General features: G+C 70.4%; 24 protein-coding genes. 11 read left to right on the top strand and 13 right to left on the bottom strand.

From position 1 onward, the window contains the following. Positions 1-118: 118 nt before the first annotated feature. A complete protein-coding gene (locus tag ASG30_RS16675) occupies positions 119-451 on the top strand; it encodes a hypothetical protein (protein ID WP_055899271.1) in 333 nt (110 codons plus the stop codon). A 139-nt stretch (positions 452-590) separates the two neighbouring features. On the opposite strand, the gene ASG30_RS22645 is transcribed toward ASG30_RS16675, so the two are convergent. Together ASG30_RS22645 and ASG30_RS16685 are read right to left on the bottom strand one after the other, a co-directional pair. Beyond that, positions 591-1,733 (bottom strand): MFS transporter, encoded by a 1,143-nt coding sequence (locus ASG30_RS22645; protein WP_055899274.1) that lies wholly within the window; start codon positions 1,731-1,733, stop codon positions 591-593. Continuing rightward, a complete protein-coding gene (locus tag ASG30_RS16685) occupies positions 1,730-2,623 on the bottom strand; it encodes a DUF6279 family lipoprotein (RefSeq protein ID WP_055899277.1) in 894 nt (297 codons plus the stop codon). Before ASG30_RS16685 ends, ASG30_RS22645 begins: the two co-directional genes overlap by 4 nt. On the opposite strand from ASG30_RS16685, the gene glmU reads away from it, so the two are divergent. Continuing rightward, positions 2,622-4,007, top strand: a complete 1,386-nt coding sequence (gene glmU, locus ASG30_RS16690; protein ID WP_055899280.1) for a bifunctional UDP-N-acetylglucosamine diphosphorylase/glucosamine-1-phosphate N-acetyltransferase GlmU — start codon at positions 2,622-2,624, stop codon at positions 4,005-4,007. The two genes, ASG30_RS16685 and glmU, sit on opposite strands and share 2 nt — an antisense overlap. Before the next feature lie 40 nt (positions 4,008-4,047). On the opposite strand, the gene ASG30_RS16695 is transcribed toward glmU, so the two are convergent. Further along, positions 4,048-4,554: an Lrp/AsnC family transcriptional regulator gene (locus tag ASG30_RS16695; protein WP_055899281.1), complete on the bottom strand. Its 507-nt coding sequence runs from the start codon at positions 4,552-4,554 to the stop codon at positions 4,048-4,050. Positions 4,555-4,684: 130 nt separating this feature from the next. On the opposite strand from ASG30_RS16695, the gene glmS reads away from it, so the two are divergent. Continuing rightward, positions 4,685-6,535, top strand: coding sequence for a glutamine--fructose-6-phosphate transaminase (isomerizing) (gene glmS, locus ASG30_RS16700; protein WP_055899283.1), 1,851 nt, complete (start codon positions 4,685-4,687; stop codon positions 6,533-6,535). A 17-nt stretch (positions 6,536-6,552) separates the two neighbouring features. Here glmS and ASG30_RS16705 read toward each other — a convergent pair whose 3' ends face one another. The 3 genes from ASG30_RS16705 to ASG30_RS16715 form a co-directional block, all read right to left on the bottom strand. After that, positions 6,553-7,827 (bottom strand): type II toxin-antitoxin system HipA family toxin, encoded by a 1,275-nt coding sequence (locus ASG30_RS16705; protein ID WP_055899285.1) that lies wholly within the window; start codon positions 7,825-7,827, stop codon positions 6,553-6,555. A gap of 10 nt (positions 7,828-7,837) precedes the next feature. Beyond that, a complete protein-coding gene (locus tag ASG30_RS16710; RefSeq protein WP_055899287.1) occupies positions 7,838-8,170 on the bottom strand; it encodes a helix-turn-helix transcriptional regulator in 333 nt (110 codons plus the stop codon). A gap of 128 nt (positions 8,171-8,298) precedes the next feature. After that, complete coding sequence (locus tag ASG30_RS16715; RefSeq protein ID WP_055899289.1) at positions 8,299-9,201, bottom strand: LysR family transcriptional regulator; 903 nt, start codon at positions 9,199-9,201, stop codon at positions 8,299-8,301. A gap of 98 nt (positions 9,202-9,299) precedes the next feature. On the opposite strand from ASG30_RS16715, the gene ASG30_RS16720 reads away from it, so the two are divergent. The 3 genes from ASG30_RS16720 to ASG30_RS16730 all read left to right on the top strand — a co-directional run bounded on the left by ASG30_RS16720 (position 9,300) and on the right by ASG30_RS16730 (position 12,124). Next, complete coding sequence (locus tag ASG30_RS16720) at positions 9,300-10,271, top strand: tripartite tricarboxylate transporter substrate binding protein (protein ID WP_055899290.1); 972 nt, start codon at positions 9,300-9,302, stop codon at positions 10,269-10,271. Beyond that, complete coding sequence (locus ASG30_RS16725) at positions 10,268-11,332, top strand: M14 family metallopeptidase (protein ID WP_055899292.1); 1,065 nt, start codon at positions 10,268-10,270, stop codon at positions 11,330-11,332. Before ASG30_RS16720 ends, ASG30_RS16725 begins: the two co-directional genes overlap by 4 nt. Before the next feature lie 108 nt (positions 11,333-11,440). Then, complete coding sequence (locus tag ASG30_RS16730) at positions 11,441-12,124, top strand: hypothetical protein (RefSeq protein WP_055899294.1); 684 nt, start codon at positions 11,441-11,443, stop codon at positions 12,122-12,124. Here the strand turns inward: ASG30_RS16730 and ASG30_RS16735 are convergent. The 4 genes from ASG30_RS16735 to ASG30_RS16750 form a co-directional block, all read right to left on the bottom strand. Continuing rightward, positions 12,090-13,016: an NAD(P)H-hydrate dehydratase gene (locus tag ASG30_RS16735; protein ID WP_055899296.1), complete on the bottom strand. Its 927-nt coding sequence runs from the start codon at positions 13,014-13,016 to the stop codon at positions 12,090-12,092. The two genes, ASG30_RS16730 and ASG30_RS16735, sit on opposite strands and share 35 nt — an antisense overlap. Continuing rightward, on the bottom strand, positions 13,016-13,774 hold the full coding sequence (locus ASG30_RS16740) for a histidine phosphatase family protein (RefSeq protein ID WP_055899298.1): 759 nt from the start codon (positions 13,772-13,774) through the stop codon (positions 13,016-13,018). Before ASG30_RS16740 ends, ASG30_RS16735 begins: the two co-directional genes overlap by 1 nt. A 17-nt stretch (positions 13,775-13,791) precedes the next feature. Next, positions 13,792-16,401 (bottom strand): DNA ligase D, encoded by a 2,610-nt coding sequence (ligD, locus tag ASG30_RS16745; protein ID WP_055899304.1) that lies wholly within the window; start codon positions 16,399-16,401, stop codon positions 13,792-13,794. Positions 16,402-16,462: 61 nt separating this feature from the next. Further along, a complete protein-coding gene (locus tag ASG30_RS16750) occupies positions 16,463-17,578 on the bottom strand; it encodes a ferritin-like domain-containing protein (RefSeq protein WP_055899306.1) in 1,116 nt (371 codons plus the stop codon). A 231-nt stretch (positions 17,579-17,809) separates the two neighbouring features. On the opposite strand from ASG30_RS16750, the gene ASG30_RS16755 reads away from it, so the two are divergent. The 3 genes from ASG30_RS16755 (at position 17,810) to ASG30_RS16765 (ending at position 20,906) form a co-directional block, all read left to right on the top strand. Beyond that, positions 17,810-18,706, top strand: coding sequence for a hypothetical protein (locus tag ASG30_RS16755; RefSeq protein ID WP_055899308.1), 897 nt, complete (start codon positions 17,810-17,812; stop codon positions 18,704-18,706). A 127-nt stretch (positions 18,707-18,833) separates the two neighbouring features. Then, positions 18,834-20,282, top strand: coding sequence for an APC family permease (locus ASG30_RS16760; protein WP_082522160.1), 1,449 nt, complete (start codon positions 18,834-18,836; stop codon positions 20,280-20,282). An 18-nt stretch (positions 20,283-20,300) separates the two neighbouring features. After that, positions 20,301-20,906, top strand: coding sequence for a class I SAM-dependent methyltransferase (locus ASG30_RS16765; RefSeq protein ID WP_055899310.1), 606 nt, complete (start codon positions 20,301-20,303; stop codon positions 20,904-20,906). A 22-nt stretch (positions 20,907-20,928) separates the two neighbouring features. Here the strand turns inward: ASG30_RS16765 and metK are convergent, their stop codons facing one another. Next, positions 20,929-22,113: a methionine adenosyltransferase gene (gene metK, locus ASG30_RS16770; protein ID WP_055899311.1), complete on the bottom strand. Its 1,185-nt coding sequence runs from the start codon at positions 22,111-22,113 to the stop codon at positions 20,929-20,931. A 141-nt stretch (positions 22,114-22,254) separates the two neighbouring features. Between metK and ASG30_RS22650 the strand changes: the two genes are divergently transcribed. Both ASG30_RS22650 and ASG30_RS22655 read left to right on the top strand, forming a co-directional pair. Continuing rightward, entirely contained in the window at positions 22,255-23,073 is an 819-nt protein-coding gene (locus ASG30_RS22650; RefSeq protein ID WP_055899313.1) for a lysophospholipid acyltransferase family protein, read from the top strand. After that, positions 23,073-23,939: an LpxL/LpxP family acyltransferase gene (locus tag ASG30_RS22655; RefSeq protein WP_055899315.1), complete on the top strand. Its 867-nt coding sequence runs from the start codon at positions 23,073-23,075 to the stop codon at positions 23,937-23,939. The genes ASG30_RS22650 and ASG30_RS22655 overlap by 1 nt, the downstream gene beginning before the upstream one ends. A 466-nt stretch (positions 23,940-24,405) precedes the next feature. On the opposite strand, the gene ASG30_RS16785 is transcribed toward ASG30_RS22655, so the two are convergent. Further along, positions 24,406-25,323 (bottom strand): alpha/beta fold hydrolase, encoded by a 918-nt coding sequence (locus ASG30_RS16785; protein WP_235579825.1) that lies wholly within the window; start codon positions 25,321-25,323, stop codon positions 24,406-24,408. Next, positions 25,320-25,985 carry a ribosome biogenesis GTP-binding protein YihA/YsxC gene (gene yihA, locus ASG30_RS16790; protein WP_055899319.1) on the bottom strand — a complete coding sequence of 222 codons (666 nt, stop codon included), beginning with the start codon at positions 25,983-25,985 and terminating at the stop codon, positions 25,320-25,322. Before yihA ends, ASG30_RS16785 begins: the two co-directional genes overlap by 4 nt. Positions 25,986-26,009 lie beyond the last annotated feature (24 nt).

A 26,009-nucleotide genomic window follows, 5' to 3' on the forward strand; every position in this document is an offset into this window, starting at 1 on the left:
GCCTGGGCGGGGTGTCGGCGCCGTCCGACGGATCACGCGCCGTGGGCTGACGGCGCCGGGCTGTCGTGCTTCCTAAGCTGGCTCCTTCGAGCCAAGACGTCCCTCCAGGAGACCGACGATGAACCCCCGCAGTACCTCCCAGCAGCAGCAACCGGCCGGCGACCGTCTCGCGCAGCAGCAGCAGATGGCCGGCTCCAACGAATTCCAGAAGCAGGGCCAGCCCGGGGAGCAGCAGGGCAGCCCGCAGCAGGGCGGCGCCGGCAAGCCTCAGCAGATGGGCGAAGGCAGCTACGAAGGCGCGCGCGACTACAAGGAGCGCACCGAGCGCTACGTGAAGAACGCCGACGTCGAAGCCGATGCCGAGAAGGCCAAGCCGCGTTCCGAACAGGAAGCGCGCGAGATGAAGCAGGCCGAGGAAGAGGGCAAGTCGCACGCCAAGGGCGAGGACTGAAGCGCTCCCGTCGTCCCCGCCACGACTGAACTCCCGTCGTCCCCGCGAAGGCGGGGACCCAGTGCGTCCGCCTTTGCGGGCTGCCTGGAAGCGCTGGATTCCCGCCTCCGCGGGAATGACGGAGTGACAGCGCCTCGACTCAATCCGGCACGCTGCGCGCGGCCACCAGCGTTGCCAGCGCCAGCGCGCCCAGCACGACCGCCATCCCCAGGATGCCGCCCCACTGCAGCGCGGCGCCGCTGGCCACGGGACCGACCGTCGCCCCGACCGTGTAGCCGGTGATCATCGCGGCCGCACCGCCGGCCGTGGCGCGGCCCTGGAAGGCGTGCGCCACTTCCACCATGGTCAGCGTGTAGAGCGCCCCGCCCACGCCGCCCCACACCGCGCCCACCGCCCACAGCAGCCAGGGCGCGTGGCCGGCGAAGGCGAACGCGACGCTCGACGCCAGCAGCAGCAGGGCCGCGGTGGAGAACACGTTGCGCAGAGAGAAGCGGTCGGCCGCCAGCCCCGCCGGGATCTGGCACAGGAAGCTGCCCACGCCGATGGCCCCGGCGATGCTGGCCGCGCCGCCCAGGCTGAGGCCGTTGGCCGACGCGTTCGCCGCGCTCACCGAACTGAGACCGGCCTCGAACACGCCGCCGCTGAAAGCGATCAGCACCAGCAGCGGCACGGTGCGGATCGCCTCCCAGGTGCTGGCCTGCGCGTGCCGCGGCTCCACGGACGACCGGCGCGGGATCGCCGCCGCGATGGCGCAGCACACGGCCACCAGCACCAGCGCGGCCCACAGCACCGGCCGCGCGCCCCAGCCAAGCAGGCCCGGGATGAAGGGTCCCAGCGCCAGCGACGCCCCCAGCGACGCCTGGTACAGACCCATCACGCGCCCGCGCTGGTCGGCCGGCGCTTCGCGCGCCAGCAGCGCTTCGGTGGCGTTCCACAGCGCCGCGGCACCGACACCCCCCAGCACCGACGCGAACGTCCACGGCAGCCAGTGGTCGGTGACCGCGTACACCGCCGCGCCGGCCAGGTTGAGCAGGCAACCCGCGCGGTAGGTGCGCACCACGCCCCAGCGGGCCAGCACCGAGGGCACGAAGGGGATCAGCAGCCCGATCATCCCGAACGGGATCATCGCGAACAGGCCGACGGCCGTGGTGCTGGCGCCGGCCTGCTGCAGGCTCACCGCGAGCACCGGCCCGGTCATGGCGAAGGCCAGCACGATCAGCGTGGTGGCGGCGGCGAACCGCCACACCACGCCCATGCGGTTGCCCGGCGCAACCGCCGTCATGGAGCCGACGAGAGCTCGCCGAGGTCGCGCTGCCAGCCCCGCAGCCGCCGTGCGGCCTGCTCGCGCTGCGGCGGGCCGGCGGCGTTGTGCACGGTGGCGACCATGCGGCAGAGGTCCTGCACCGATTCCGCCTGGTAGGCGCGGTAGGCCGGATCGGGCGACTCGGTGAACCGGTCCAGCAGGCCGCGGAGGGCGGCGCGGGCGTCGCCCAGCGAGACCTGCTGCGCGGTCAGGCGCTGCAGCACGGCCAGCGTGTCCTGCTGGCGGCGCTTGCGCTCGGCCAGCACCTGGGCGGCGGGGAAGGGCGAAGCCTCCAGGTGGCGCCGCAGGGCCGCGCGCTGCGGCTCGGTCAGCGTGCCGTAGACGGCCTCCAGGCGGTCGCCCACCAGCTTCATCCGCCGGTCGATCTGCTCCGCCGGCGGGGGGCGGATCCAGTTCTTCTCGAAGTCGCGGTTGTTGCGCGCGTAGCGCCGCTGCAGGTGGTCCAGCTGCGCCGGCGTGACGGTCAGCGCGTTGGTCACGATGGCCGGCTCGGCCCGCTCGCGGGCGGCGGCGTAGCGCTCGCGCAGCTCGGGTTCGAAGGCGCAGACCTGGGCCGGCGTGGCGTCCTGCGGCGCCAGCTTTTCCATGCGCTCCAGCAAAGCGACCAGCCGCGGGAGCTCGTTCGCCCGGTGCCAGGCGTGCAGGCGCTGCAGGTCCTCGCGCAGGCGTTGCGACTGGCCATCCTCCAGGTCGATGTAGCTGTCCAGCCACCAGTAGGCGATCTCGGGGAGCGTGGAATAGCCGAGCTTGAGCGTGCTGCAGCCGGCCAACGCAAGAGCCAGGCTCAGCAAGCCGATAATCCGGGCCAGGCGCGGCACGTGGCGCGCAGTGAAAAAAGGGAAAGACATGACAGCAGTGGACGTGGTCATCATGGCCGCCGGCAAGGGCACGCGCATGAAAAGCCGACGCCCCAAAGTGTTGCATCGTTTGGCCGGCCGTGCGCTGGTCGACCACGTGATCGATTGCGCGCGCCAGCTCCAGGCCCGCCGCACGATCCTGGTCACCGGCCACGGCGCCGAGGAGGTCGAGGCCTCCGTGGGCGGCACCTTCGCCGAAGCGATCTTCGTGCGGCAGGAGCCGCAACTGGGCACCGGCCACGCCGTGCAGCAGGCCGTCCCGCAGCTGCCGGACGACGGCATCGCGCTGATCCTCAACGGCGACGTGCCGCTGATCCGGCCCGAGACGCTGCAGCACCTGGTGCAGGCCTGCGGCGGCGAGCGCCTGGCGCTGTTGAGCGTGGAGATGCCCGACCCCGCCGGCTACGGCCGCATCGTGCGCCAGGGCCAGCGCGTGCTGGCCATCGTGGAGCACAAGGATGCCAACGAGCGGCAGCGCTCGATCCACGAGGTCTACACCGGCTTCATGGCCGTGCCCAACGCGCTGCTCAAGCGCTGGCTGGCGCGCCTGACCAACGACAACGCGCAGGGCGAGTACTACCTCACCGACGTCGTGAAGCATGCGGTGGCCGACGGCGTGGAGGTCGTGGGCGTCACCTGCGACGACCGGGTGCAGGTCGACGGCGTCAACAGCCCGCTGCAGCTGGCCGAACTGGAGCGCGCCTGGCAGCAGCGCAACGCGCGCGGGTTGATGGAGCGCGGCGTGCGCCTGGCCGACCCGGCCCGCATCGACGTGCGCGGCAGCCTGCAGTGCGGCCAGGACGTGGAGATCGACGTCAACTGCGTGTTCGAGGGCAAGGTGGTGATCGGCGACGGCGCCCGCATCGGCCCCAACTGCGTGATCGCCAACGCGACCATCGGCGCCGGGGCGCTGCTGCAGGCCTTCACCCACATCCAGGGCGAGAAGGCCGGCGCCGAAGTGGGCGAGCGCGCCGAGATCGGCCCGTTCGCGCGGCTGCGCCCGGGCGCGCGGCTCGGCCCCGAGGTGCACATCGGCAACTTCGTCGAGGTCAAGAACTCGGTGCTGGCGCGCGGCGCCAAGGCCAATCACCTGGCGTACCTGGGCGACGCCCAGGTGGGCGAGCGCGTCAACTACGGCGCCGGCTCCATCACCGCCAACTACGACGGCGCCAACAAGCACCGCACCGTGATCGAGGACGACGTGCACATCGGCAGCAACTGCGTGCTGGTGGCACCGGTGCGCATCGGCAAGGGCGGCACGGTCGGGGCCGGCTCCACCATCACCAAGGACACCGACCCGGGCGTGCTGGCGGTCGCCCGCGGCAAGCAGATCGGCATCAGCGGCTGGCAGCGGCCGAAGAAGGCGCCGAAGTAGCGGCGCAAGAAGGCGCCGAGGTAGCGGCGCAAGCAGGCGCCTAGGCAGAGGCGCCGCGCGCCGGCTTCGGCAAAGCGATGCGCGAGCCGAACTTGGCGCGCTTGACCGCGAAGAAGGCCTTGACGTTGCGCACGTTGGCGTCGGCCGTGAACAGGCGCTGCGCCAGCGCCAGGTAGCCCGGCATGTCCGGCGCCTGCACCACCAGGATGAAGTCGGGGCCGGGCGAGACGCGCCAGCACTGCTGCACGGCCGCGTCGGCCACCACCCTGGCCTCGAAGGCTTCCATCGCCTCGTTGTCCTGGCGGTCCAGCGTGATCTCCACCAGCGCGTCCAGGCCGGGGCCGGCCAGCCGGGCCAGGCGGTCGCGGCTGAGGATGGCGACCTGCCGCTCGATGAAACCGGCCTCGACCAGGCGCTTGACGCGCCGCAGGCAGGTCGGCGGCGAGATGTGGACGCGGGCGGCCAGGTCCTGGTTGGTCATCGAGGCGTCTTCCTGGAGATGGCCCAGGAGAGCTATGTCGATGTCGTCTAGCGATGATGATTCCATCTATCGATCATGAATGAAATAATATTGCTTGTAAATTGATGGCGAAAAGAAAATTTCATTTTTCTCAAAAAGTAGATGACTTATTTCGACCCTGGGACCATACAGTCTCGGCCATCAAGGAGCTGTCCTCATGTGTGGAATCGTCGGCGCGGTCTCGACCCGCAACATCGTCCCCGTCCTCGTCCAGGGCCTGCAAAGGCTGGAATACCGCGGTTATGACTCCTGCGGGGTCGCCGTCTACGACCAGGGCCTGCGCCGCGCCCGCAGCACCTCGCGCGTGGCCGAGCTGCTGACCCAGGTCGACCGCGAAGGCATCGAAGGCACGACCGGCATCGCCCACACCCGCTGGGCCACCCACGGCGCCCCGGCCGTGCACAACGCCCATCCGCACTTCAGCCACGGCCCCGGCGACCACGCGGCCGAACGCGCCGGCCGGGTGGCGCTGGTGCACAACGGCATCATCGAGAACCACGACGAGCTGCGTGCCGCGCTCAAGGCCAAGGGCTACCAGTTCCTCAGCCAGACCGACACCGAGGTGATCTGCCACCTGGTCGACAGCCTGTACGAGGGCGACCTGTTCGAAGCCGTGAAGTCGGCCATCAAGCGCCTGCACGGCGCGTACGCGATCGCCGTGTTCTGCAAGGACGAGCCGCTGCGCGTGGTCGGCGCGCGCGCCGGCTCGCCGCTCATCCTGGGCGTGGGCAAGGAGGGCGGCGAGAACTTCCTGGCCAGCGACGCGATGGCGCTGGCCGGTGTCACCGACCAGATCGTTTACCTGGAAGAGGGCGATGTCGTCGACATCCAGCTGGGCAAGTACTGGGTCGAGGACCGCAACGACAAGTCGGTCACCCGACCGGTCAAGACCGTGCACGCGCACAGCGGCGCGGCCGAGCTGGGCCCGTACCGCCACTACATGCAGAAGGAGATCTTCGAGCAGCCCCGTGCCATTGCCGACACGCTGGAAGGCGTGCAGGCCGTGGTGCCCGAGCTCTTCGGCGACGGCGCCCACCGCGTGTTCCAGGAGATCGACTCGGTGCTGATCCTGGCCTGCGGCACCAGCTACTACAGCGGCTGCACCGCCAAGTACTGGCTGGAAGGGATCGCGAAGATCCCGACGCAGGTGGAGATCGCCAGCGAGTACCGCTACCGCGAGTCGGTGCCCAACCCGCGCACGCTGGTGGTCACCATCAGCCAGTCGGGCGAGACCGCCGACACGCTGGCGGCCCTGCGGCACGCGCGCGAGCTGGGCATGGAGCACACGCTGACGGTGTGCAACGTGTCCACCTCCGCCATGGTGCGCGAGTGCAAGCTGGCCTACATCACGCGCGCCGGCGCCGAGATCGGCGTGGCCTCGACCAAGGCCTTCACCACCCAGCTGGCCGGCCTGTTCCTGCTGACGCTGGCGCTGGCGCAGGTCAAGGGCCGCATGACGGAATCGGCCGAGGCCGCGCACCTGAAGGCGATGCGGCACCTGCCCGCGGCGCTCACGGCCGTGCTGGCGCTGGAGCCGCAGCTCATCGGCTGGGCCGAGCAGTTCGCCGGCAAGGAGAACGCGCTGTTCCTGGGCCGCGGCCTGCACTACCCGATCGCCCTGGAAGGCGCGCTCAAGCTCAAGGAGATCACCTACATCCACGCCGAGGCCTATGCGGCCGGCGAGCTCAAGCACGGGCCGCTGGCGCTGGTGACCAGCCAGATGCCGGTGGTGACGGTGGCGCCGAACGACGCGCTGCTGGAAAAACTCAAGAGCAACATGCAGGAAGTGCGGGCGCGCGGCGGCGTGCTCTACGTGCTGGCCGACGCCGACTCGCGCATCGAGAGCGAGGAGGGCATCCACGTGATCCGCATGCCGGAGCACTACGGCCCGCTGAGCCCCCTGCTGCACGTGGTGCCGCTGCAGCTGCTGGCGTACCACACCGCCTGCGCGCGCGGGACCGACGTGGACAAGCCGCGCAACCTGGCCAAGTCGGTCACGGTCGAGTAGGGCGGGCCCCGCCTCGGTCAGACGGCTTCGGGCGGCTCGGTCCGCTCGAAGCTGGCCGGCAGGATCGCCTGCTCCATCACTTCGATGTCCTTGCGGCTGACGCCGTGCTGCAGGAACAGGTTTCGCCACTCGCCCACGACGGCTCGAATCCGGTCGATCTCGGCGTTCGCCTGCTCGCGCGTGAGCCCGAAGACCTCCGCGCGGGTGGCCAGGTTGTACCTGCTGGCGGCCCGGCCGAAAGCGCCGGCTTCGAGTGCGAGATCGCGCCTCTCCTGCGAGACCATGGGCGTGGGCACGATATCGTACGCCGGGGACAGCCGCCACTTTCCATCCCTCTGGAGCAGCGCGTGGTTGCGAGGGTGGTCGTCGTTGTTCGTGACCATGGCGTTGAACACCATCCGCCGGAACAGCTCGAGCCGATCCGCACGGGGGTCGGCCGACCAGCGCCGCAACTCGTCGGCCAGCAGCAGGTAGGACCAGCGGTCGCGGCCCTGGTAGCCCTCTTCGGCGTCCAGCACCGTGAGCCCGGAAACGAGGCCGTAACGGGCGTAGGCCTTGGCGTCGGGGTTCCATTCGCGGTCGAACCGCTCCAGCATCAGGGCATTGGCGTTGCCCACCGTCTCGATGCGAGTGCCGCACACGTTCAGCCCCGCGGCGCGCGCGAGTTCCAGCGTCGCGTACTCCACCCGCTGCATGTTGTAGCGATCCCCTTTCTCCGGGAGCTTGGTCAGCCAGACCTTCTGGCCGTCTTCGATCGTCACCTTCGGGCGCGCGCCGCCCATGCTTGTGCCCGGCTCGAGCTGCTCCAGCACTTCGAAGGGGAGCTTGCCCTCCTCCTCCAGCGTCTGCGCGGCGTCCACCAGCGCCTGCAGCTGGTGGGTGCGATTGAAAGGACGCGGCGCGCCAGGCGTCTTTTTGTCCGGGGAGAATCGAAGGTTGCCGGCGCCATCGTCCGGTCCGTTGAGCAGGTAGTCGACTTCGGAGATGTCCGCTTCCGACCGATCGAGCTTGGCCTGGATCACGCGTCGGCCCCACGCATCCGGGCTGGCGTCGCGCAGCGCACCGGGGATGCCCTTGAGCCTGGTGAACTCCTGCAGCCGATCGGAAAGCGGCAGGTGGAAGGCGTCCAGGGCCGCGACGTTCTGGCGCTTCAGGTATGACTGGCCATAGACGAACGTGCCCAGGAAGCTGCCGCGCCCGACCTCCCGCACCCGCAAGGCACCGCAGATGGCCCATTCGTAGGTGCCGGGCAGCTGGATGAAGACGAAGCAGGACTGATCGGGCTGCGGCACGCGCGCTCCTTCAGAAGTTGCTGTCCAGGGTCGCGGGTTCGCGCACGCGCTGCGGCAGCCGGGCCTGCTCGAGGACCTTGCCGTGCTCGTCCTGGTCCGGGTGGGCCACGTGCTGCACGGTGTCCAGCAGGCCCAGGGCCCAGAGGACGCTGAGGGTCCGGCCGAGGGACACGCCCGGCTGGCCGGTCTCCAGGTGGTACAGCGTCTTGCGATCGACGCCGGCCGCTTTCATCAGGTGCTCCTGGCTCATGCGGCGGCGAAGCCGGGCCGTCCGGATGTTGGCGCCGAGCTGCTCGACGGCGTGCACCACCTCATACGGGAGCGATTCCTTGATCTGGGGCATCTTTGCCTCACTTTTCCGGTTAGTGGGGAATATTTTACCCAGTCCATCGGGACTTGGATATCGATATGGGGCATTGGAGCCCCGTCAACAACCATAGCGGGGAAAATATGCCCCAAATAGCCGCCGAACTAAGCGTCGCGCAGGTGCTCGCGCGCGAACTCGCGCAGGAGTGACATCGCCGGCGCTTCGGTGCGACCTGCCAACGTCACGAAACCGAACGTGCCGCTGGCGCTCAGCGCCGGCGTGAGCGCGAGCTCCACCAGGTCGCCCGAAGCCAGCCCGTCGCGGCCGGCGGCCGCGGTGCCGAGAAACACGGCGTCGGTCGTGAGCGTGGTCTCGATGAGCGGGGCCACGTCCTCGCAGACGATGGTCGTGCACAGCTCCGGGTCGGCGTGGGGGCCGTACCGGTGGACCAGCAGTCGCCTCACCTCCGCACTGATGGGGGAGGACGCGATCGGGAACCGCAGCACGTCGGCGAAGCGCACTTCCTTCAGGCGCGCAAGAGGATGCCCGCGACGACAGAGAAACGCGCCCCGCAGGTCCGCGACATGCTCGATCCGCAGGTCCGATGCCGGGACCACGGACCGGATGTCGATCAACAGGCCGTCGATCTCCCGGGCGCGCAACGCCCGCAGTTGCGCCTCCACCGCACCTCGGCTCACCACCACCCGGGTGCGCGGGTGCGTGGCAGCCATCATCCGCATGAACGGCACGGTCAGGACGGCGCCCGGCCCCGCACCGAAGCCGATGCGGATTTCGCCGATGCCGCCGGAGGCGAGCAGCTCGCCCGCCCGTTTCAGCTCGGAAGCCTGGAAGCCGATGAGGCGGGCCCGGCTGAGCACTTCCCCGCCCAGGGGGGTGAGTTCATTGCGCTTGCCGACGCGGTCGACGAGCGCACCCCCCAGCTCCGCTTCCAGCTGCTGGATGCTTCGGCTGAGGGCCGGCTGCGTCACGTGCAGGCGCAGCGCGGCCCGCGAGAAGGAGCCGGTCTCGGCCAGGGCGACGAAGTGTTCGAGCTGACGCAGGTTCACGCCGGGACTATACGCACCGCTCATGCAATCGAGAAAAATAATGCATTGGACACATGGAAGCGCCGGCGCCACGATGCCGCGCCAATAGAAGGAACCCCATGAACCTGAAGAACTGCCTGACCGCCCTGGGAGCCGTGCTGCTCTCCACCGCGGCGCTGGCCCAATCCGGCAAGACCGTGAGCCTGGTGATCCCGTACCCAGCGGGCGGCCTGGCCGACGTGATCGCCCGAGGCGTCGCGCCCGTGCTGTCGAAGCACCTGAACCAGACCGTGGTCGTCGACAACGTCGCGGGCGTGAGCGGCACCCTGGCCGCCCAGAAGGTGCTGAACGCACCTGCGGACGGCATGTTCATCCTGCAGGGCTCCCCCAACGAGGTGATCCTTCCGCCGCTGGCGATGAGCGCCGTGCGGCTGCGCAGCGAGGACTTCCGCGTCGTCCAGCTCATCGGCATCGCGCCCATGGTGCTGGTGGTGCGCCACGACCTGCCGGCCAACACCATCGACGAGTTCGTCGCGCTGGCCCGCAGCAGCGCCCGCACCAAGCCGCTGACCTACGGCAGCACCGGCATCGGCTCCTTCTATCACCTGCTGGGCGAGCAGCTGTCCAAGGTGACCGGGGCCGAGATGCTCCACGTCCCCTACAAGGGCGGCGCGCCGCTGCTGCAGGACATGGGCGGCGGCCAGCTCGACTTCGCGCTGCTGCCTTTCGCGCAGCAGTACGTCGCGCTCGCCCAGCAAAAGCGCATGAAGATCCTGGGAACGCTGGCCGAGACCCGGCCGGAGAGCCTGAAGCAGTACCCGACGGTGAACGAAGGGACCGCGCTGAAGAACTTCAGCTTCGACATCTGGACCAGCTACATGGTTCGCCGCGACACGCCCGAGGAAGTGGTGGTCCGCCTCAACCGGGCCCTGACCGAAGCCCTGGCGGAACCTTCCGTGAAGACCGTCCTCGACGCCCAGAGCCTGCTGCCCGCCAAGCAGGTCACCGCGGTCGAAGGCGTGCGGATGTACGACGCCGAGATCAAGCGCTTTCGCGAACTGGCCCGGAACATCAACCTGAAACCGCAATGAACGAGACGAGTTCCTGCTTTTCTTCCAGCTACGCCGAGGCCCGGGCGAAGTTCCTGGCCGCGGCCACCGACGCCGGGCTGGTGTCGCAAGCCCTGGTGCATCCGCTGCGCGGACCGGCCGGCGAAGAGCTGGCCCTGGACGTCGTGCGCGAAGGCCCGCCTGACGCGAAAAGGGTGCTGCTGCTATCGAGCGCCTGCCACGGCGTGGAAGGCTTCTGCGGCTCGGGCGCCCAGGTCGCCCTGCTTCGCGACGCGCAGTGGCGGCAAGCGTGCGCCCGCGCGGGCGTGGCCGTGGTCTACGCACATGCGCTCAACCCCTGGGGGTTCGCCTGGCTGCGCCGGATGACGCACGAGAACGTGGACCTGAACCGCAACGTCCACGACTACGGCCGGCCGCTGCCGCGCAACGAAGGGTACGAGGAGCTGGCCGACCACATCGTGCCGCGCCAGTGGCCTGAAACGCCGGAGAACCGGGCGGTGCTGGAGGCCTTCGCGCAAAAGCACGGCGCCATGGCACTGCAGCGCGCCATCACGGGCGGGCAGCACAGTCACCCGGAAGGACTGTTCTTCGGCGGGAGCTCGCCCACCTGGAGCCAGGGCGCGCTTCGCCGCGTCCTGCGCGAGCAGGCGAGCCAGTGCGAGGAACTCGGCTGGGTGGACTTCCACACGGGACTGGGGCCGCGCGGACACGGAGAACTGATCCTGGCCGGGCAAGCCGAGTCCATGCAGCGCGCCCGCGCCCTGTGGGGGGACGTCACGTCGTACTTCGACGGCAGTTCGTCGTCGGCGCCGCTCACGGGCAACATCTATCTGGCGGCCTACGAGGAAGCGCCCCGCGCGGCCTACGCGGGCGTGGCGCTGGAGTACGGCGTCGTGCCGCTGCAGCAGACGATCGACGCCCTGCGCGCGGACCAGTGGCTGCACGCCCACCCGGACGCCCCCGCCGACCAGCGTGCCCGCATCAAGCGGGAGCTGGTGGAGGCGTTCTACGGTGACGATGACGCCTGGAAGGCCGATGTCGTCCGCCAGGCCAGGCAGGCGGCGTTCGCGTTCCTCGGTTAGCCAGGCCGCGGAGTAGCAGGCCGTTTCAATTGAGCCCGGTGGGCTGCGACCGGCCGAGGGCGCAGCCACATTGACAAGGCTGGGGCGCGGTGAAGAATGGTCCGGACCATGGGCCAGTCTCCCGCCGCCACCGATTCGCACATCGACCGTGCGGAGGCCGCGCGGTACGCCCTCCTGCGACGGCTTGCGCCCGCGATGCGCCACAACCTGGTGGTCAACCTGCAGCCCATCGGCATGATCTACGAGGTGCTCGACCGCCGGTTGCGGGCGGCTCAGCCCGACCTGGCCCACGTGCAGGCCAGCGCCCACAAGATCCACGGCTTCGCCCGCGCGGCGCTGGCCTCCTGCCTCAACGTGGTGACCTGGCTGGCGCCGGAAGAGGGCGCGGTCACGACCGTGATGAACGGCACCCGCGAGTGCACCGCGCTCCTGGCCACGACGCTGAGCTTCCGCGGCTACACCCTGCGCAACCTGGGCACGCCGCTGCCGGGCGAGGTCCGGCTCTCGGCGATGCGCAACGTGCTGACCGCCGCGCTGATCCAGGCCACCGACGAACTGCCGCCGCCGGCCGACGTCCAGCTGACGACGGCATCCTCGGCCGAAGGGCTTCATGTCCTGCTGCAGGTGGGCAAGGCGGAAGGCGAGGCCGGCATCGACGCGACGCGCGGCTACCGGCCGCTCGCGTGGAGCGACGTGCAGGCCCTGGCCGAGGCGGAAGGCGTGCAGCTGTCCCGCCCGGCGGCCGGACAGGTCGTGATCACCTTCCCGTGGGCGCTGGCGGCGTCGGCGTGAGGCCTTCGCCGCCTTCCAGCCTGCGCAGCACGGCCACCATCTCCCGCGCGATCTCCCGCGCCAGGTAGCCCACCGGCCCCACCTGGCGGGCCAGCCGCTCGCCGGCCTGCGCATGCAGCAGCACGCCCCACGCGCAGGCCTGCTCCAGCGTTGCGCCGCGCGCGGCGATGCCGCCGATGGCGCCGGCCAGCGTGTCGCCCGAGCCCGAGGTCGCCAGCCCGCAGTTGCCGCCCTCGTGCAGCCAGCTGCGGCCATCCGGCGCGGCGATGGCCGTGACCGGGCCCTTGACGGCCACGACGGCATTCCAGGTCCGCGCGGCGCGCACCGCGGCCGACAGCGGGTCGGCCAGCACCTCGTCCTTGTCCGCCTGCGTGAGGTGCGCCATCTCGCCCGCATGGGGCGTCAGCAGCACCGGCTCGGGGAAGCGGCCGACCGCCGCCACGCAGTCCATCGCCAGCGCATCGAGCACCACGCAGCGGCCACGCAGCAATGGCAGCAGCCGCTGCACGAAGGCGCAGGTCGCGTCGGCGTCCATCAGTCCGGGGCCGATCACCACCGCATGCGCCGCTTCGAGCGCGGTCTCCAGCAGCTCCGCGCCGTTCGCCTCGAAACCGCCGGCCGCCGTCTCCGGTAATGCGATCACGCGCGCCTCCGGCAGCGCGAAGGCCATCGGCCCCGCGACGGAAAGCCCGGTCGCGATCACCAGCTTGCCGGCGCCCACGCGCAGCGCCGCGGTCGCGGCCAGTACCGCCGCGCCGGGGATCTCGCGGCTGCCGGCGATCACCACGATGCGGCCGCGCGCCTCCTTGTCCGCTCCGTCGTCGAGCGGCGGCAGCGGCCAGAGGCGCAGGGCTTCGGAGTCGATCCGTTGCGGGCGGACGCTGGTGTCCATCAGGGCTTGGGCGCGGCCTGGGCGTCGGGTTCCGCCGTGACGGGGGCGCCGGCCTCGCGCAGCGGCGCGACGAACCAGGCCAGGTCCAGGCGCAGCGAGTCGGTCAGCGGGTCGTGCTCGTACGAGGTCACGCTGCAGTTGGGCACGTCGCCCTGCCGGTCCATCGCCAGGACTTCGTGCTCCTCCAGGCATTCGACCAGGTAGCGCATGCAGTTGACGATGACCTGGTGCGCCACCACCAGCACCCGCTGGCCGCAGTGCTCGCGCGTGACCATCTCCAGCACGCTGCGCAGGCGCAGGATCACGTCGCACCAGCTCTCGCCGCCGGGCGGGCGGAAGTAGAACTTGCCGACGTGGCCACGCTGCGCGGACAGCTCGGGATAGCGCTCGCGGATGCCGTGCACGGTGAACCGGTCCAGGATGCCGAACTCCTTTTCGCGCAGGCGCTCGTCCACGCGCACGCGGACCTTGCGCGGGTCCAGCCCGGCGGTCTCCATCAGCAGCCGCGCGGTCTCGCGGGCGCGCACGTAGGGCGAGGTGAGCACCACTTCCGGCTGGCGCGAGGGCGGCAGCTCGCCGAACCAGTGCCCCAGCGCGGCGGACTGCTCGCGCCCGAGCTCGGACAGCGGCACGTCGATGTCGCGCTCGGCGATGTCGATCATGGCCAGGCCCTGGGCCTCGGCGGCGTCGCGCGCGACGTTGCCCGCGCTTTGCCCATGGCGGACGATCCACAGCGTGCGCGGCCAGTTCTGCGACATCTTTTTCTCTCGTCCTTTCAGTCCGGCTTGAAGCCCAGCGCCTTCATCGCGGCCGGCAGGCTGGCGCTGCTTTCGCGGTAGCCGGCCCAGGGTTCATTGCCCGCGTCCAGCCGCTCGTGCACGCTGCCCACCGTCCAGTGCGCGCCGCCCTTGAGGCCCTTGAGCTCGTCCCACCCGACCGGCACCGAGATGCCCAGCCCCGGCCGCGCGCGCGCCGACCAGGCCGACACCGTGGTGGCGCCGAAGCCGTTGCGCAGGTAGTCGATGAAGATCCGGCCCACCCGGTTCTTCGGTCCGCTCTTGGCAACGAAGCGCTGCGGGATGGTGCGGGCCAGGTGCTCGACGATGGCCTGCGAGAAATCCTTGACCGTGTCCCAGCCGTATTTGGGCTTGAGCGGAACAACCACGTGCAGCCCCTTGCCGCCGCTGGTCTTGAGCCAGGCCGGCAGGCCCAGCTCGGTGAGGAAGGCCCGCACCAGCATCGCGGCCTCCTGCACCTGCGGCCAGCCCACGCCCTCGCCGGGGTCGAGGTCGAATGTCATCCGGTCCGGCAGGTCCGCCTTGTTCGCGACGGCGTTCCAGGTGTGGAACTCGATCACGTTCATCTGCGCGGCCGACAGCAGGCCTTCGGGCGCCGCGATCTCCAGCATGGGCGGGTGGCCCGGGAAGATCGAAGCGTCCAGCGGTTCGACGCCGGGCATCTTGTAGCGCTCCAGGTGCTTCTGGAAGAACAGCTGGCCTTCGATGCCGTCGGGCGCGCGCACCATCGCGATCGGCCGGCGGCGCAGGTGCTCCATCATCAGCGTCGCCACCAGCGCGTAGTAGCGCACCAGCTCGATCTTGGTGATGCCGCTCTGCGGGTCGACCACGCGTTGCGGATTGCTGATGCGCAGGTTGGCCGGCAGGGCGGCGGAGGGCGGTGCCGCTTCGGAGGGCCGCGCCGCCTTCGATGCTTTCGCCGTCGCAGGCTTGGCCGCCTTCGCGGCCTTCGCGCCCCTTGCGGGCGAATCGACGCCCGGCGCGTGCCGGGCCGTCTCCACCGAGATCTGGTCCGCGGGCTTGTCGGTGCGCAGCCCGTGGAAGACCGAGTGGCGCACCTTGCCTTCGCGCGTCCATTCGCCGAACGAGACCTCGCAGACCAGCTCGGGCCGGGTCCAGTGCGCCGCGCGCGGCAGGCCGACGCCGGCCTGGAACGGGCTCTTGTCCGCCGCCACCTTCTCCAGCCGCTCGCGCACGTCGCGCAGCGTGCGCTCGTTGAAGCCGGTGCCGACATTGCCCGCATAGCGCAGCCTGCCGTCGTCCTCGTGCACGCCCAGCAGCAGCGAGCCGATGCCGGTGCGCGAACCCTTGGGATCGGTCCAGCCGCCGATCACGAATTCCTGGCGATGCGCGCACTTGAGCTTGATCCAGTCGCTGGAGCGCCGGCACACGTAGCCGGACTCGCGCCGCTTGGCGATCACGCCCTCCAGCCCGAGCCGGCAGGCCGAGGCCAGGATCTGCGCCGGCGGCGCCTCGAACACCTCGCTGAAGCGCACGTTGGCGTGCGGCTTGCGCTCCACGATGCGCCGGAGCACCTCGCGGCGCTGCTCCAGCGGCACGTTGCGCAGGTCGTGCCCGGCGCAGTAGGGCAGGTCGAACAGGTAGTAGACGATCTGTTCGGTGCGCCGGGTGTCGAACGCGCCCTGCAGCGCCTGGAAGTCGGCCGGCGTGTCGCGGCCGGGCATGATGATCTCGCCGTCGTACCAGCCGTCGGGCAGCTCCATGGCCTGCAGCGCGCGAACCAGTGCGGGCAGGCGCGACGTCCAGTCGTTGCCGTTGCGCGTGAGGAGGCGGATGGCGCCGTCTTCGGCGCGGGCCAGCATGCGGTAGCCGTCGAACTTGATCTCGAACAACCACTGCTGCGGGTCGGGCGGCGGCGCATCGACCAGCACGGCGAGTTCGGGTTGCAGCGTGTCGGGCAGCCTGGCCTTCACGGCGCCCTCCGGCGGGCCCGAGGCTGGCGCGGCATTTTGGGGCGGCGGTGCTGCGGAAGCCTGCGCGACGGAGGCAGGGCGGTCGTCCAGCTTCTGCACGCTCTCCGGCCGCTCGTCGACCACGCTGTACTCCGTGGCCGGCCGGGCGAAGTCGTCGCGCTCCTTGATCAGCAGCCAGGGGTCTTCACGTCCGTTGCCGCGGCCCTTCATGCGCACCAGCGTCCAGTGGCCGTGCAGCTTGTGCCCGCGCAATTCGAACTTGAGCTTGCCGTCGCGCCAGCCCTTGTGCGGGTCCTCCAGCGGGACCCAGGTGCCCTTGTCCCAGATGATGACCTTGCCCGCGCCGTAGTTGCCTTCGGGGATGGTGCCCTCGAAGCGGTTGTAGGCGATCGGGTGGTCCTCGGTGGGCACCGCCATGCGCTTGTGGGCCGGATCGAAGCTGGGGCCCTTGGGAACGGCCCAGCTTTTCATCGTGCCTTCGAGCTCCAGGCGGAAGTCGTAATGCAGGCGAGTGGCCCAGTGCTTCTGCACGACGAAAGCGCGCTCCTGCTCGTTGGCCGTGCCGCCCTCCGCCGGCTCGGGCGTGGCGTCGAACCGGCGCTTGGCCCGGTAGGTCCTCAGCGCATCGGAAGTTGGGGGTCGCTCGTCTGCCATTCGGTGGTTCGCAGGGGACGGGGCGCGGCGGGCGAGCCCGCGTCCGTGCGGTTGCCGGTCGTCAGGCGCTGTCGCGCAGCCGCTTGACCTCGTCGTGGTTGCGCTGCACCTGCTGGAATTGGCGCTCCACCAGCTGCTTGACGTCGGCCGGCAGCGCCTGCTTGAGCGCCTTGCGGTAACGCGCCATGGCGTTGTCCTCGCCGCGTTCGCACTCCTGCAGCACGGCCTTGTCGTCATAGGTGGTGAGCGCCGAGCGCACGGCCACCCAGCCGCGGTGCAGCGCACCGGCGGCGCTGCCGCTCTCCTCGGCCTTGCCGCCCAGGGAGCGCAGCTTCTGGTTCAGTTCGTCGGCGCCGCGACGGCAATCGTCGGCACGCTGCAGGAACATGGACTTGAGGTCCGGACGCTTCGCCTGCTCGGCGCATTCGCGGAAGCCGTACTCGCCGTCCTTGCAGCACTCCACCAGGTCCTGCAACGCATCGATCACGTCGCCGCGGTCGCCGCTGGTGTTGCCCGCGCTCTGCGCGGAGCCGACGATGCCGGCCGCGCCGGTGTTCTGGTCGCGCAGGTCGGCGCCCATGCCGCTGCTGCGCAGGCCGGCCATGTCGGTGCCGCCGCTGCCGGTGCTGGTGGACAGGTCGGCGGCGCGCACGGCCGCCGTGTCGCTGCTGATCGGGGTGATGCCGGTCCGGCCCGAGTCGGGCGTGGTCTTGCGGATGCGGTCCGCGCGTTCCCAGGCGGCGCGGCTGGCGGGCCGCGCCTGGTCCCAGTTGAGGCCGGAGCTGGCGCGTGCGGTCGACCAGTCGGAGGCCAGGCGCGGCTCGGCCGTGTCCCAGTCACTCTCATGCTCCATGCGGCCGCGCACGCCGTGCATGTAGGCCGGCCCGTAGTCGTCGTAGCTGCGGCCCTGCTCGTAGTAAGGCTCGCGCGTGTAGTTCTCGCGCCAGTGCTCTTCCTCGGCCGTCGGGTTGATGGCCTCGGCCGCCGCCTTGCCGGCCAGCCCGCCGACCACGGCGCCGATCACGCCGCCCACCAGCGTGCCGACGGGACCGCCGACCGTGCCTGCGGCGGCGCCTGCCATCGCGCCGCCCGCGGCGCCCACGCCGGTGCCCACGGGATGCGCACCGGGCTCGTCGGTGATCGGGTCGCGGTTCAGGTCCTTGTCTTCTGCAGCCATGGGATGCTCCTTTGCTTTTCCGGTGGAATGAAGGCCTGCGGTGTCGAGGGCGCACCGCTGCAAAAGGCATCTTCGGACGAGGCCGGAACTGGGCCGTCAGTCAATCCTAGGACTGGCTGTAGGAGAACGGCGTCACGGCCGGCCAAGGCTGCGGCCGGCGTGTTTTCCGCCGAGGTCCTACACCTCGCGCGGCGAGTCGCGCGCAACCTCGGACGCATCCAGGAGCCCCCCATGCGCATCCTTCGCGCCTTTCGTGCGGCATCGCTGGCCGCCTTCGCCCTGGCCGGCGCCGCGATGCTGCCGGCCCCCGCAGCGGCCGACGCCGGCCAGCTGCACGCCCGCCATGGCCAGTTGCGCGAGCAGCTTCGCAACAGTCCTTTCGGCAGCGCGATGCACATCGACTCGGCCGAGCAGCCCGACACGTTGCGAGGCGACGTGTACGCGGTGCTCGACCACTCCTTCGCCACCGTGAGCCAGGCGCTCAAGGACCCGGCGCGCTGGTGCGACATCCTGATCCTTCCCTTCAACACCAAGTACTGCCACGCGGTCGACGGCCCCAACGGCCCGGCGCTGCTGGTGCGCATCGGCCGCAAGTACGACCAGCCGGTCGAGCAGGCCTTCCGCCTGGAATTCGCGTACCGCAGCGTGGCGGCGCGGCCGGATTATTTCGAGAGCCGCCTCTCCGCGCCCAGCGGGCCGATGGGCACGCGCGACTACCGCATCGCGGTCTCCGCCGTGCCGCTGGACGACGGCAAGCGCACCTTCCTGCAGCTCAGTTATGCCTACGGCTTCGGCTCGCTCGGCCGCATGGCGATGCAGGCCTACCTCGGCACGGTGGGCGCGGACAAGATCGGCTTCACCGTCACCGGCCGCGACGGCAACGGTCAACCGCAGTTCATCGGCGGCGTGCGAGGCGCGGTCGAGCGCAACGCCATGCGCTACTACCTGGCCATCGACGCGTACCTCGATTCCCTCTCGGCGCCTGCGCCCAAGCAGGTGGAGGAGCGCATCCGCCGCTGGTTCGCGGCCACCGAGCGCTTTCCCCAGCAGCTGCGGGAGATGCCGTTCCCGACCTACGCCACCATGAAGATGGTCGAGCACGAGCGCCAGCAGACCCTGCTGCAGTAGAGCGCGCCTTGCTCGGCGCAAGGGCGGTCTTACGCCAGGTTCATCGCCGGCCGACACGGAAAGAAGAGGAAGCGGACCCACCATCGCGGCCTTTGCCGTCTGCGGCGCACTGACGAGGACCCGGCCCATGGAACATCCCACGACCCGGCCTGCCGCCGCGCAGGCCGCTTCCGCCGCGGTGCCGCTGGCGGAGGCCCAGCCCGCCGCCGTGCTGGGCCTGCGCGAGGCCATGCTGCTGATCGTGGGCGTGGTGATCGGCGCCGGCATCTTCAAGGCGCCCTCGATGGTGGCCGGCATGACCGGATCGGCCCCCTGGATGTTCGGGGCCTGGCTGCTGGGCGGGCTGATCTCGCTGGTGGGCGCGCTCTGCTACGCGGAGCTCGCGACCGCGTATCCCAGCGCGGGCGGCGACTACCACTTCCTGCGCCGCGCCTACGGGCGTTCGGTGGCCTTCCTGTTTGGATGGGCGCGCTTCTCGGTGATCACCACCGGTTCGATCGCGCTGCTGGCCTTCGTGTTCGGCGACTACCTGCACCAGGCCGTGCCGCTGTACATGGGGCAGACGGCGGTTGGCCCCGCGGCGTACGCGCTGGCCGCCATCGTTGTGCTGTGGTGGGTCAACTCGCGCGGCATCCGCGCGGGCGCCTCCACCCAGAGCTGGCTCACCGGCGTGGAGGTGGCCGGCCTGCTGCTGATCGTGGTGGCGGCGCTGTGGCTGGTGAGCGGGCCCGCGCCGGCGACCGCCGCGGCACCGGCTGCGCCCGCTCCGGCGCCCGGACTCGCTTCGTTCGGCCTGGCGATGGTGTTCGTGCTGCTCACCTTCGGCGGCTGGAACGAGGCGGCCTACATCAGCGCCGAGCTGAAGGACGAGCGCCGCAACATGGTCCGCGCGCTGGTGTTCTCCATCCTGCTGATCACGTTGCTGTACCTGCTGGTGACCTGGGCCTACTGGCGCGGCCTGGGCCTGCAGGGCATGGCCAAGTCGGAGGCGCTGGCCGCCGACCTGATGCGGGTGGCGTTCGGGCCCGCGGGCGAGAAGGTCATCGCCGTGCTGGTGGCCGTGGCCGCGCTCACGTCGATCAACGCCACCATGATCGTGGGCGCGCGCACCAACTACGCGCTCGGCCGCGACTGGCCGGTGCTGCAGAAGCTGGCGCTGTGGGATGGCCGTCGCGGCACGCCGGCCAATGCGATGCACGTGCAGAACATCGCGGCGCTGCTGCTGGTGGGCCTGGGTGCCTGGACCGGCAGCGGCTTCCGCTCGATGGTCGAGTTCACCGCGCCGGTGTTCTGGTTCTTCTTCCTGCTGGCCGGCTTGTCGCTGTTCGTCTTGCGCGCCAGGGAGCCGGACACCGAGCGGCCGTTCAAGGTGCCGCTCTATCCGCTGCTGCCGGTGGTGTTCTGCGCCACCTGCGCCTACATGCTGTGGTCGAGCCTGTCGTACGTGTACAGCCAGTCGCTCGGCGGCCTGAACGCTGCGTGGATCGGCGTGGCCGTGCTGGCGCTGGGCTGCGTGCTGCTGCTGGTGATGCGCAGCCGGCCCGCGGGTCTGGCGCCCACGCCCCTACGTCCCTGACCCTTGCCGGAGGAAACCATGACGCAGCCCCGCCGCCCCGTGGACTTCGACCCGCACCGGCGGGCCGTCTCGATCGCCCTGCCGGCCTCGCTGGCCGCCCTGGCGTATCCCGCGCTGCCGCTCTACGCGCAGGACGCCAAGCCCAAGCTGGACGTGCCCTACGTGCCCACCCCGATGGAGGTGGTCAACAAGATGCTGGACATGGGCAAGGTCGGCGCCTCGGACGTGCTGTACGACCTGGGGTGCGGCGACGGCCGCATCGTGGTGACGGCGGCCAAGGAGCGCGGCGCGCGCGGCGTGGGCATCGACATCGACCCGCAGCGCATCGCCGAGGCGAACGAGAACGCGGAGAAGGCGGGCGTGAAGAACCGGGTGGAGTTCCGCGTGGGCGACCTGTTCCAGGCCGACTTCGCGCCGGCCACGGTGGTCACGCTCTACCTGCTGCCCGACCTCAATCGCAAGCTGCGGCCGCAGCTGTGGCAGCAGCTCAAGGTCGGCACGCGCGTGGTGTCGCACGCGTTCGACATGGGCGACGAATGGCCGCCCGAGCGCACCGAGCGGGTGGACTTCAAGACGATCTATTCCTGGACCATCCGGCCCGAGCACAAGAAGTCCCGGGCCTGACGGATCCCCGACGCGATGGGCCTTACTTCAGGCCGGCGGCGCTGCGCAGCGCCTGGGCGCGGTCGGTGCGCTCCCACGTGAATTCCGGCTCCTCGCGGCCGAAGTGGCCGTAGGCGGCGGTCTTCTCGTACACCGGACGCAGCAGGTCCAGCATCTGGATGATGCCCTTGGGACGCAGGTCGAAGAGCTCGTTGACCAGCTCGGCGATCTTCTCGTCGGGGATGACGCCGGTGCCTTCGGTGTAGACCGTCACGTTCATCGGCTTGGCCACGCCGATCGCGTACGCCACCTGGATCTGGCACTGGCGCGCCAGGCCGGCGGCCACGATGTTCTTGGCCACGTAGCGCGCGGCGTAGGCGGCCGAGCGGTCGACCTTGGACGGGTCCTTGCCCGAGAACGCGCCACCGCCGTGCGGGCAGGCGCCGCCGTAGGTGTCGACGATGATCTTGCGGCCGGTCAGGCCGCAGTCGCCCTGCGGGCCGCCGATGACGAAGCGGCCGGTCGGGTTGATCAGGTAGCGGGTTTCCTTGAGCCACTCCTTGGGCAGGACCGGCTTGATGATCTCCTCGATGATGGCCTCGTTGAAGCTGGCCTTCATCTTGGTGTGCGACTCGCTCTGGCTCGGGTCGTGCTGCGTGGAGAGCACCACGGTGTCGATGCTGTGCGGCTTGCCGTTCACGTAGCGCATCGTCACCTGGCTCTTGGCGTCGGGACGCAGGAAGGGCAGGCGGCCGTCCTTGCGCAGCTGGGCCTGGCGCTCCACCAGCCGGTGCGCGTAGTAGATCGGCGCGGGCATCAGCACCGGCGTCTCGTCGCAGGCGTAGCCGAACATCAGGCCCTGGTCGCCGGCACCGGTGTTCAGGTGGTCGTCGCTGGCGTGGTCCACGCCCTGGGCGATGTCGTTGGACTGCTTGTCGTAGCAGACCATGACCGCGCAGCCCTTGTAGTCGATGCCGTACTCGGTGTTGTCGTAGCCGATGCGCTTGATGGTGTCGCGCGCGACCTGGATGTAGTCGACGTGCGCGTTGGTGGTGATCTCGCCGGCCAGGACCACCAGGCCGGTGTTGCACAGGGTCTCGGCGGCCACGCGGCTGCGCGGGTCCTGCTTGAAGATCGCGTCGAGGATCGCGTCGGAGACCTGGTCGGCCACCTTGTCCGGGTGGCCTTCCGAGACGGATTCGGAGGTGAAGAGGAAGTCGTTCGCCATTGAATAAACTCCAGCGGTTGGCGGTTGCAAGGCGCGTTGCCTTGGCCGGAGCTTCGGGCGAACGCTTTAGCAGAATTTTTTGAGTCGCCCTGCAAGTAGTTCAATAACTCGGCGACCCGCCAATTCTAAAGCCTCCTGAAAGTGATCGCCCTCTTCCGTGCGCTGGCCGTGCTGCCCTTGTGGCTGCTGCATGGCATCGGCTGTGTCCTGGGCTGGGGGGCCTTCCTGGCGTCGCCCACGTACCGGCGCCGGTTCGCCGAGAACGCGCGCCAGGCGGGCTACCGGCTGGCGGACGTGGGCGGGGCGGTGTCGGCGGCCGGCCGGCTGGTCGCGGAGGTGCCGCGCCTGTGGTTCGGCGCGGCGCCCCGGGTGCAGTGGTCGGGGGCCGAACTGGTGGACGCGGCGCTGGCCCGCGGACGCGGCGTGGTCTTCCTCACGCCGCACCTGGGGTGCTTCGAGGCCACGGCGCAGGGCTACGCCGGGCGCTTCGGCCCGATCACGGTGCTGTACCGGCCGGCCCGCAAGGCCTGGCTGCGGCCGCTGGTGGACGGCGCGCGCGCCCGCCACAACCTGTCGACCGCTCCCACGACGCTGGCTGGCGTCAAGCAGATGCTCAAGGCCCTGCAGGCCGGCCAGGCGGTGGGACTGCTGCCGGACCAGGTCCCGCCCTCGGGACTGGGCGTGTGGGCGCCGTTCTTCGGCCGGCCCGCGTACACGATGACGCTGTCGTCGCGCCTCGCCCGCCAGACCGGCGCCACCGTCCTGCTGGCCTGGGGCGAGCGGCTCGCCTGGGGCCGCGGCTACCGCATCCATTTGCGTCCCTGGCCGGGCGAGCTGCCGGCTGAGCCGCTGGCCGCCGCGGGGCGGGTCAACGCCCAGATGGAGGCGCTGATCCGTGAGTGCCCGGCTCAGTACCTCTGGGGTTACGAGCGTTACAAGTCGCCGAGGGAGGCCCGCTGATGCTCAGCCGTCTGGGCGTTCTGTTCATGAAGGCGCTGGCGCCGCTGCCGCTCACCTGGGTGCGCGGCCTCGGCTGGGGGCTGGGCTGGGTGCTGTACGCGGTAGTGCCGCGCCGGCGCCACGTGGTGCGGGTGAACCTGGACCTGTGCTTCCCGCAATGGACAGCCGAGCAGCGCAAGGCGCTGGTGCCCCGCGTGTTCATCGCCTTTGCCCAGGCCTGGCTGGACCGCAGCTGGCTGTGGCATGGCGACCCGAAAAGGGTGCGCGAACGCGTGCGGCTGAGCGGCGCGGTGGCCGAACTCGAGGGCGCCGAGCCCACGGTGGTGTTCTGGCCGCACTTCGTCGGCATGGACGCGGGCTGGACCGCGCTGACGCTGGATTCGCACCGGCCCTTCATGACGATCTACACGCACCAGAAGAACCGTGTGGTGGACGACTGGATCCTGGAGGGCCGCCAGCGTTTCGGCCGGGTGCGGCTGTTCCGCCGCGCGGACGGCGTGAAGGTGGTGGTCAGCGCGCTGCGGGACGGGGTTCCGCTGTGCCTGCTGCCGGACATGAATTTCGGGCCGGAGGAATCGATCTTCGTGCCGTTCTACGGCGTGCCCGCGGCCACGGTGCCGTCGCTCTCCCGCTTCGCGCGGCTCGGGCGGGCCAAGGTGGTGCCGCTGCTCACGCGCATCACGCCGCAGGGGTACGAGGTGCAGGTGCTGCCGGCCTGGCGCGATTTCCCGTCCGACGACCTGGAGGCGGATACGGCGCTGATGAACGAGCGGCTGCAGGATTACATCGACGGGATGCCGGAGCAGTACTACTGGGTGCACAAGCGGTTCAAGACGCGGCCTGAGGGGGCGAAGCCGGTGTACTGAAGACGGCGGCGTACGTCCTGGGCTCGTCGCCTTCCGTGGTGCGGGCCCGCGCGGCAAAACTCACTGCGCGCTGCTTCGCACCGCTCCGTTCAGACAGTTGCCGCGAGATGGAGGTTCATGTCTTGCCGCGGGCTCGCAGGGCCCGCACCACTGCGGCGCCGCTCGGCACAGAAATCGCCCCCCGCCGGGGACCCCCTGCCGCTGGAGGCGGTGGTGGTTCGTTGGGCAAGGCCCCACCGTCACTCCGGCTCCTCTCTTCGCCACGCCGGTCCCGCTCGCCCTGTTCCGTCATTCCCGCGAAGGCGGGAATCCAGAGCGTCCGCCTTCAGCGGACTTCAAGGAAGCACTGGATCCCCGCCTTCGCGGGGATGACGGTGGCGAAGAAAAGCGAATGGCGGTCACGGGGCGAGAGGCGGGGCGCTGACGGTTTCCTGCCCACCCCCGCACCCTGCTCCCACGCGGCAGGCTAAGTCCGCAAAAGGAACGCCTTCAACCGCTCCGCCACAAACCCCGCCTGCTCGTGCACGATCCAATGCGTCGCCCCCGGCACGCGCTCCAGCGTCAGGTCGGCCACGTACTCCTCCAGCCCGTCAACCAAGGCAGGCGGCAGCGCCACATCCTCCATGGCCCAAAGCACCAGCGTGGGAAGCGACACCGTCAGCATCTCGCGCGGCAACGTCACGCCCGCAGCACCCGGGTCTTCGGCCGTCGGCGGGCGCACCGGCGAAGCCCGGTAGTAGTTGCACCCACCGACCAGCCCCGCGCCCGGCGCGCCGCCAGCCGGCCCGTTCCACACCCCGCGGTACTGCTCTTTCACGGCCTCGGTCAGCCAGATCGCGCCGCCCCAGTTCGTGAAGAAGGCCCAGAGCCGCCGGTAGTCGTCTTCCGCCAGCAGCCTTTCCGCATCGGGCCGGATCAGGAAATTCATGTAGGCACTGGCTTGCTGCTGCTGCGGGCTGTCGCGCAGCTCGCGCAGGAAGGTGCCGGGGTGGGGCGAGTTGACGATGGCCAGCCGGCGCATGAGCCGGGGCTGCTGGTTGGCGAGGTTCCAGGCGACGGCGCCGCCCCAGTCGTGCGCCACCAGGCATTCGAGGCGGCCCCCTTCGGCCGCGATTAGGGCCGAGATGTCCTGCACCAGGTGCCTGGCCCGGTAGGCGCTGACTTCGGCGGGCGAGGAAGATCGCTCGAACCCGCGCAGGTTGGGCGCGACGCAGCGGTAGCCGCCGTTCTCCGGCCGCGCGAAATGCGCCAGCAGCTCGTCCCACACGAAGGCCGCTTCGGGAAAGCCGTGCAGGAACATCAGCACCGGCCGGCCGCGCTCGCCGCTGGCGCGGCAGCTCAGCGTGATGCCGTGCGGGAGTTCCTGCAGGTAGGTGTCAATCAAGCCTCTTCCTCGTGCGTCCATTGCCACAGCAGCAGCGCCGTCTCACTGACGCCCTGCCGCTTGAGGGCGGAGAAGAGTTTGATGTCGCCGCCCGCCGTCTGCAGTCGCGCGATGGACAGCGCCTTGGCCGCCTCGCTGCGGTTGAGCTTGTCGGCCTTGGTCAGGAGCACGAGGAACTTCAGGCCCGCCTCGACCCGGGGGCGGATCACCTCGAGCAGGACCTCGTCCAGCTCGGTGAGGCCATGGCGCGGATCGCAAAGCAGCACGATGCCGCGCAGGTTGGGGCGGCTGACCAGGTAGTTGGCCATCACCTGCTGCCAGCGCAGCTTGTCCTGCTTGGGCACGGCGGCGTAGCCGTAGCCGGGCAGGTCGGCCAGCACGGCGTCGGTGATGCCCTGCTTGCCCAGCGAGAACAGGTTGATGCTCTGGGTGCGCCCCGGTGTCTTGGAGGCGAAGGCCAGGCGCTTCTGCTGGGTGAGCGTGTTGATGCAGGTCGACTTGCCCGCGTTGGAGCGGCCGACGAACGCGATCTCCGGATGGTCGTGCGGGGGCAGGAACTCCAGCTTGGGCGCGGTGGTGAGGAAGCGGGCCGTGTGCATCCACGCCATCGCGCGCTCTGCCGGGCCAGGGGAAGCGGCGCTGGGGGCCGGCGGTGTGGTCATCTGGGGAGGTGCCGCCCGGGGAGC

Source organism: Ramlibacter sp. Leaf400 (assembly GCF_001424545.1).
GTDB lineage: Bacteria > Pseudomonadota > Gammaproteobacteria > Burkholderiales > Burkholderiaceae_C > Ramlibacter.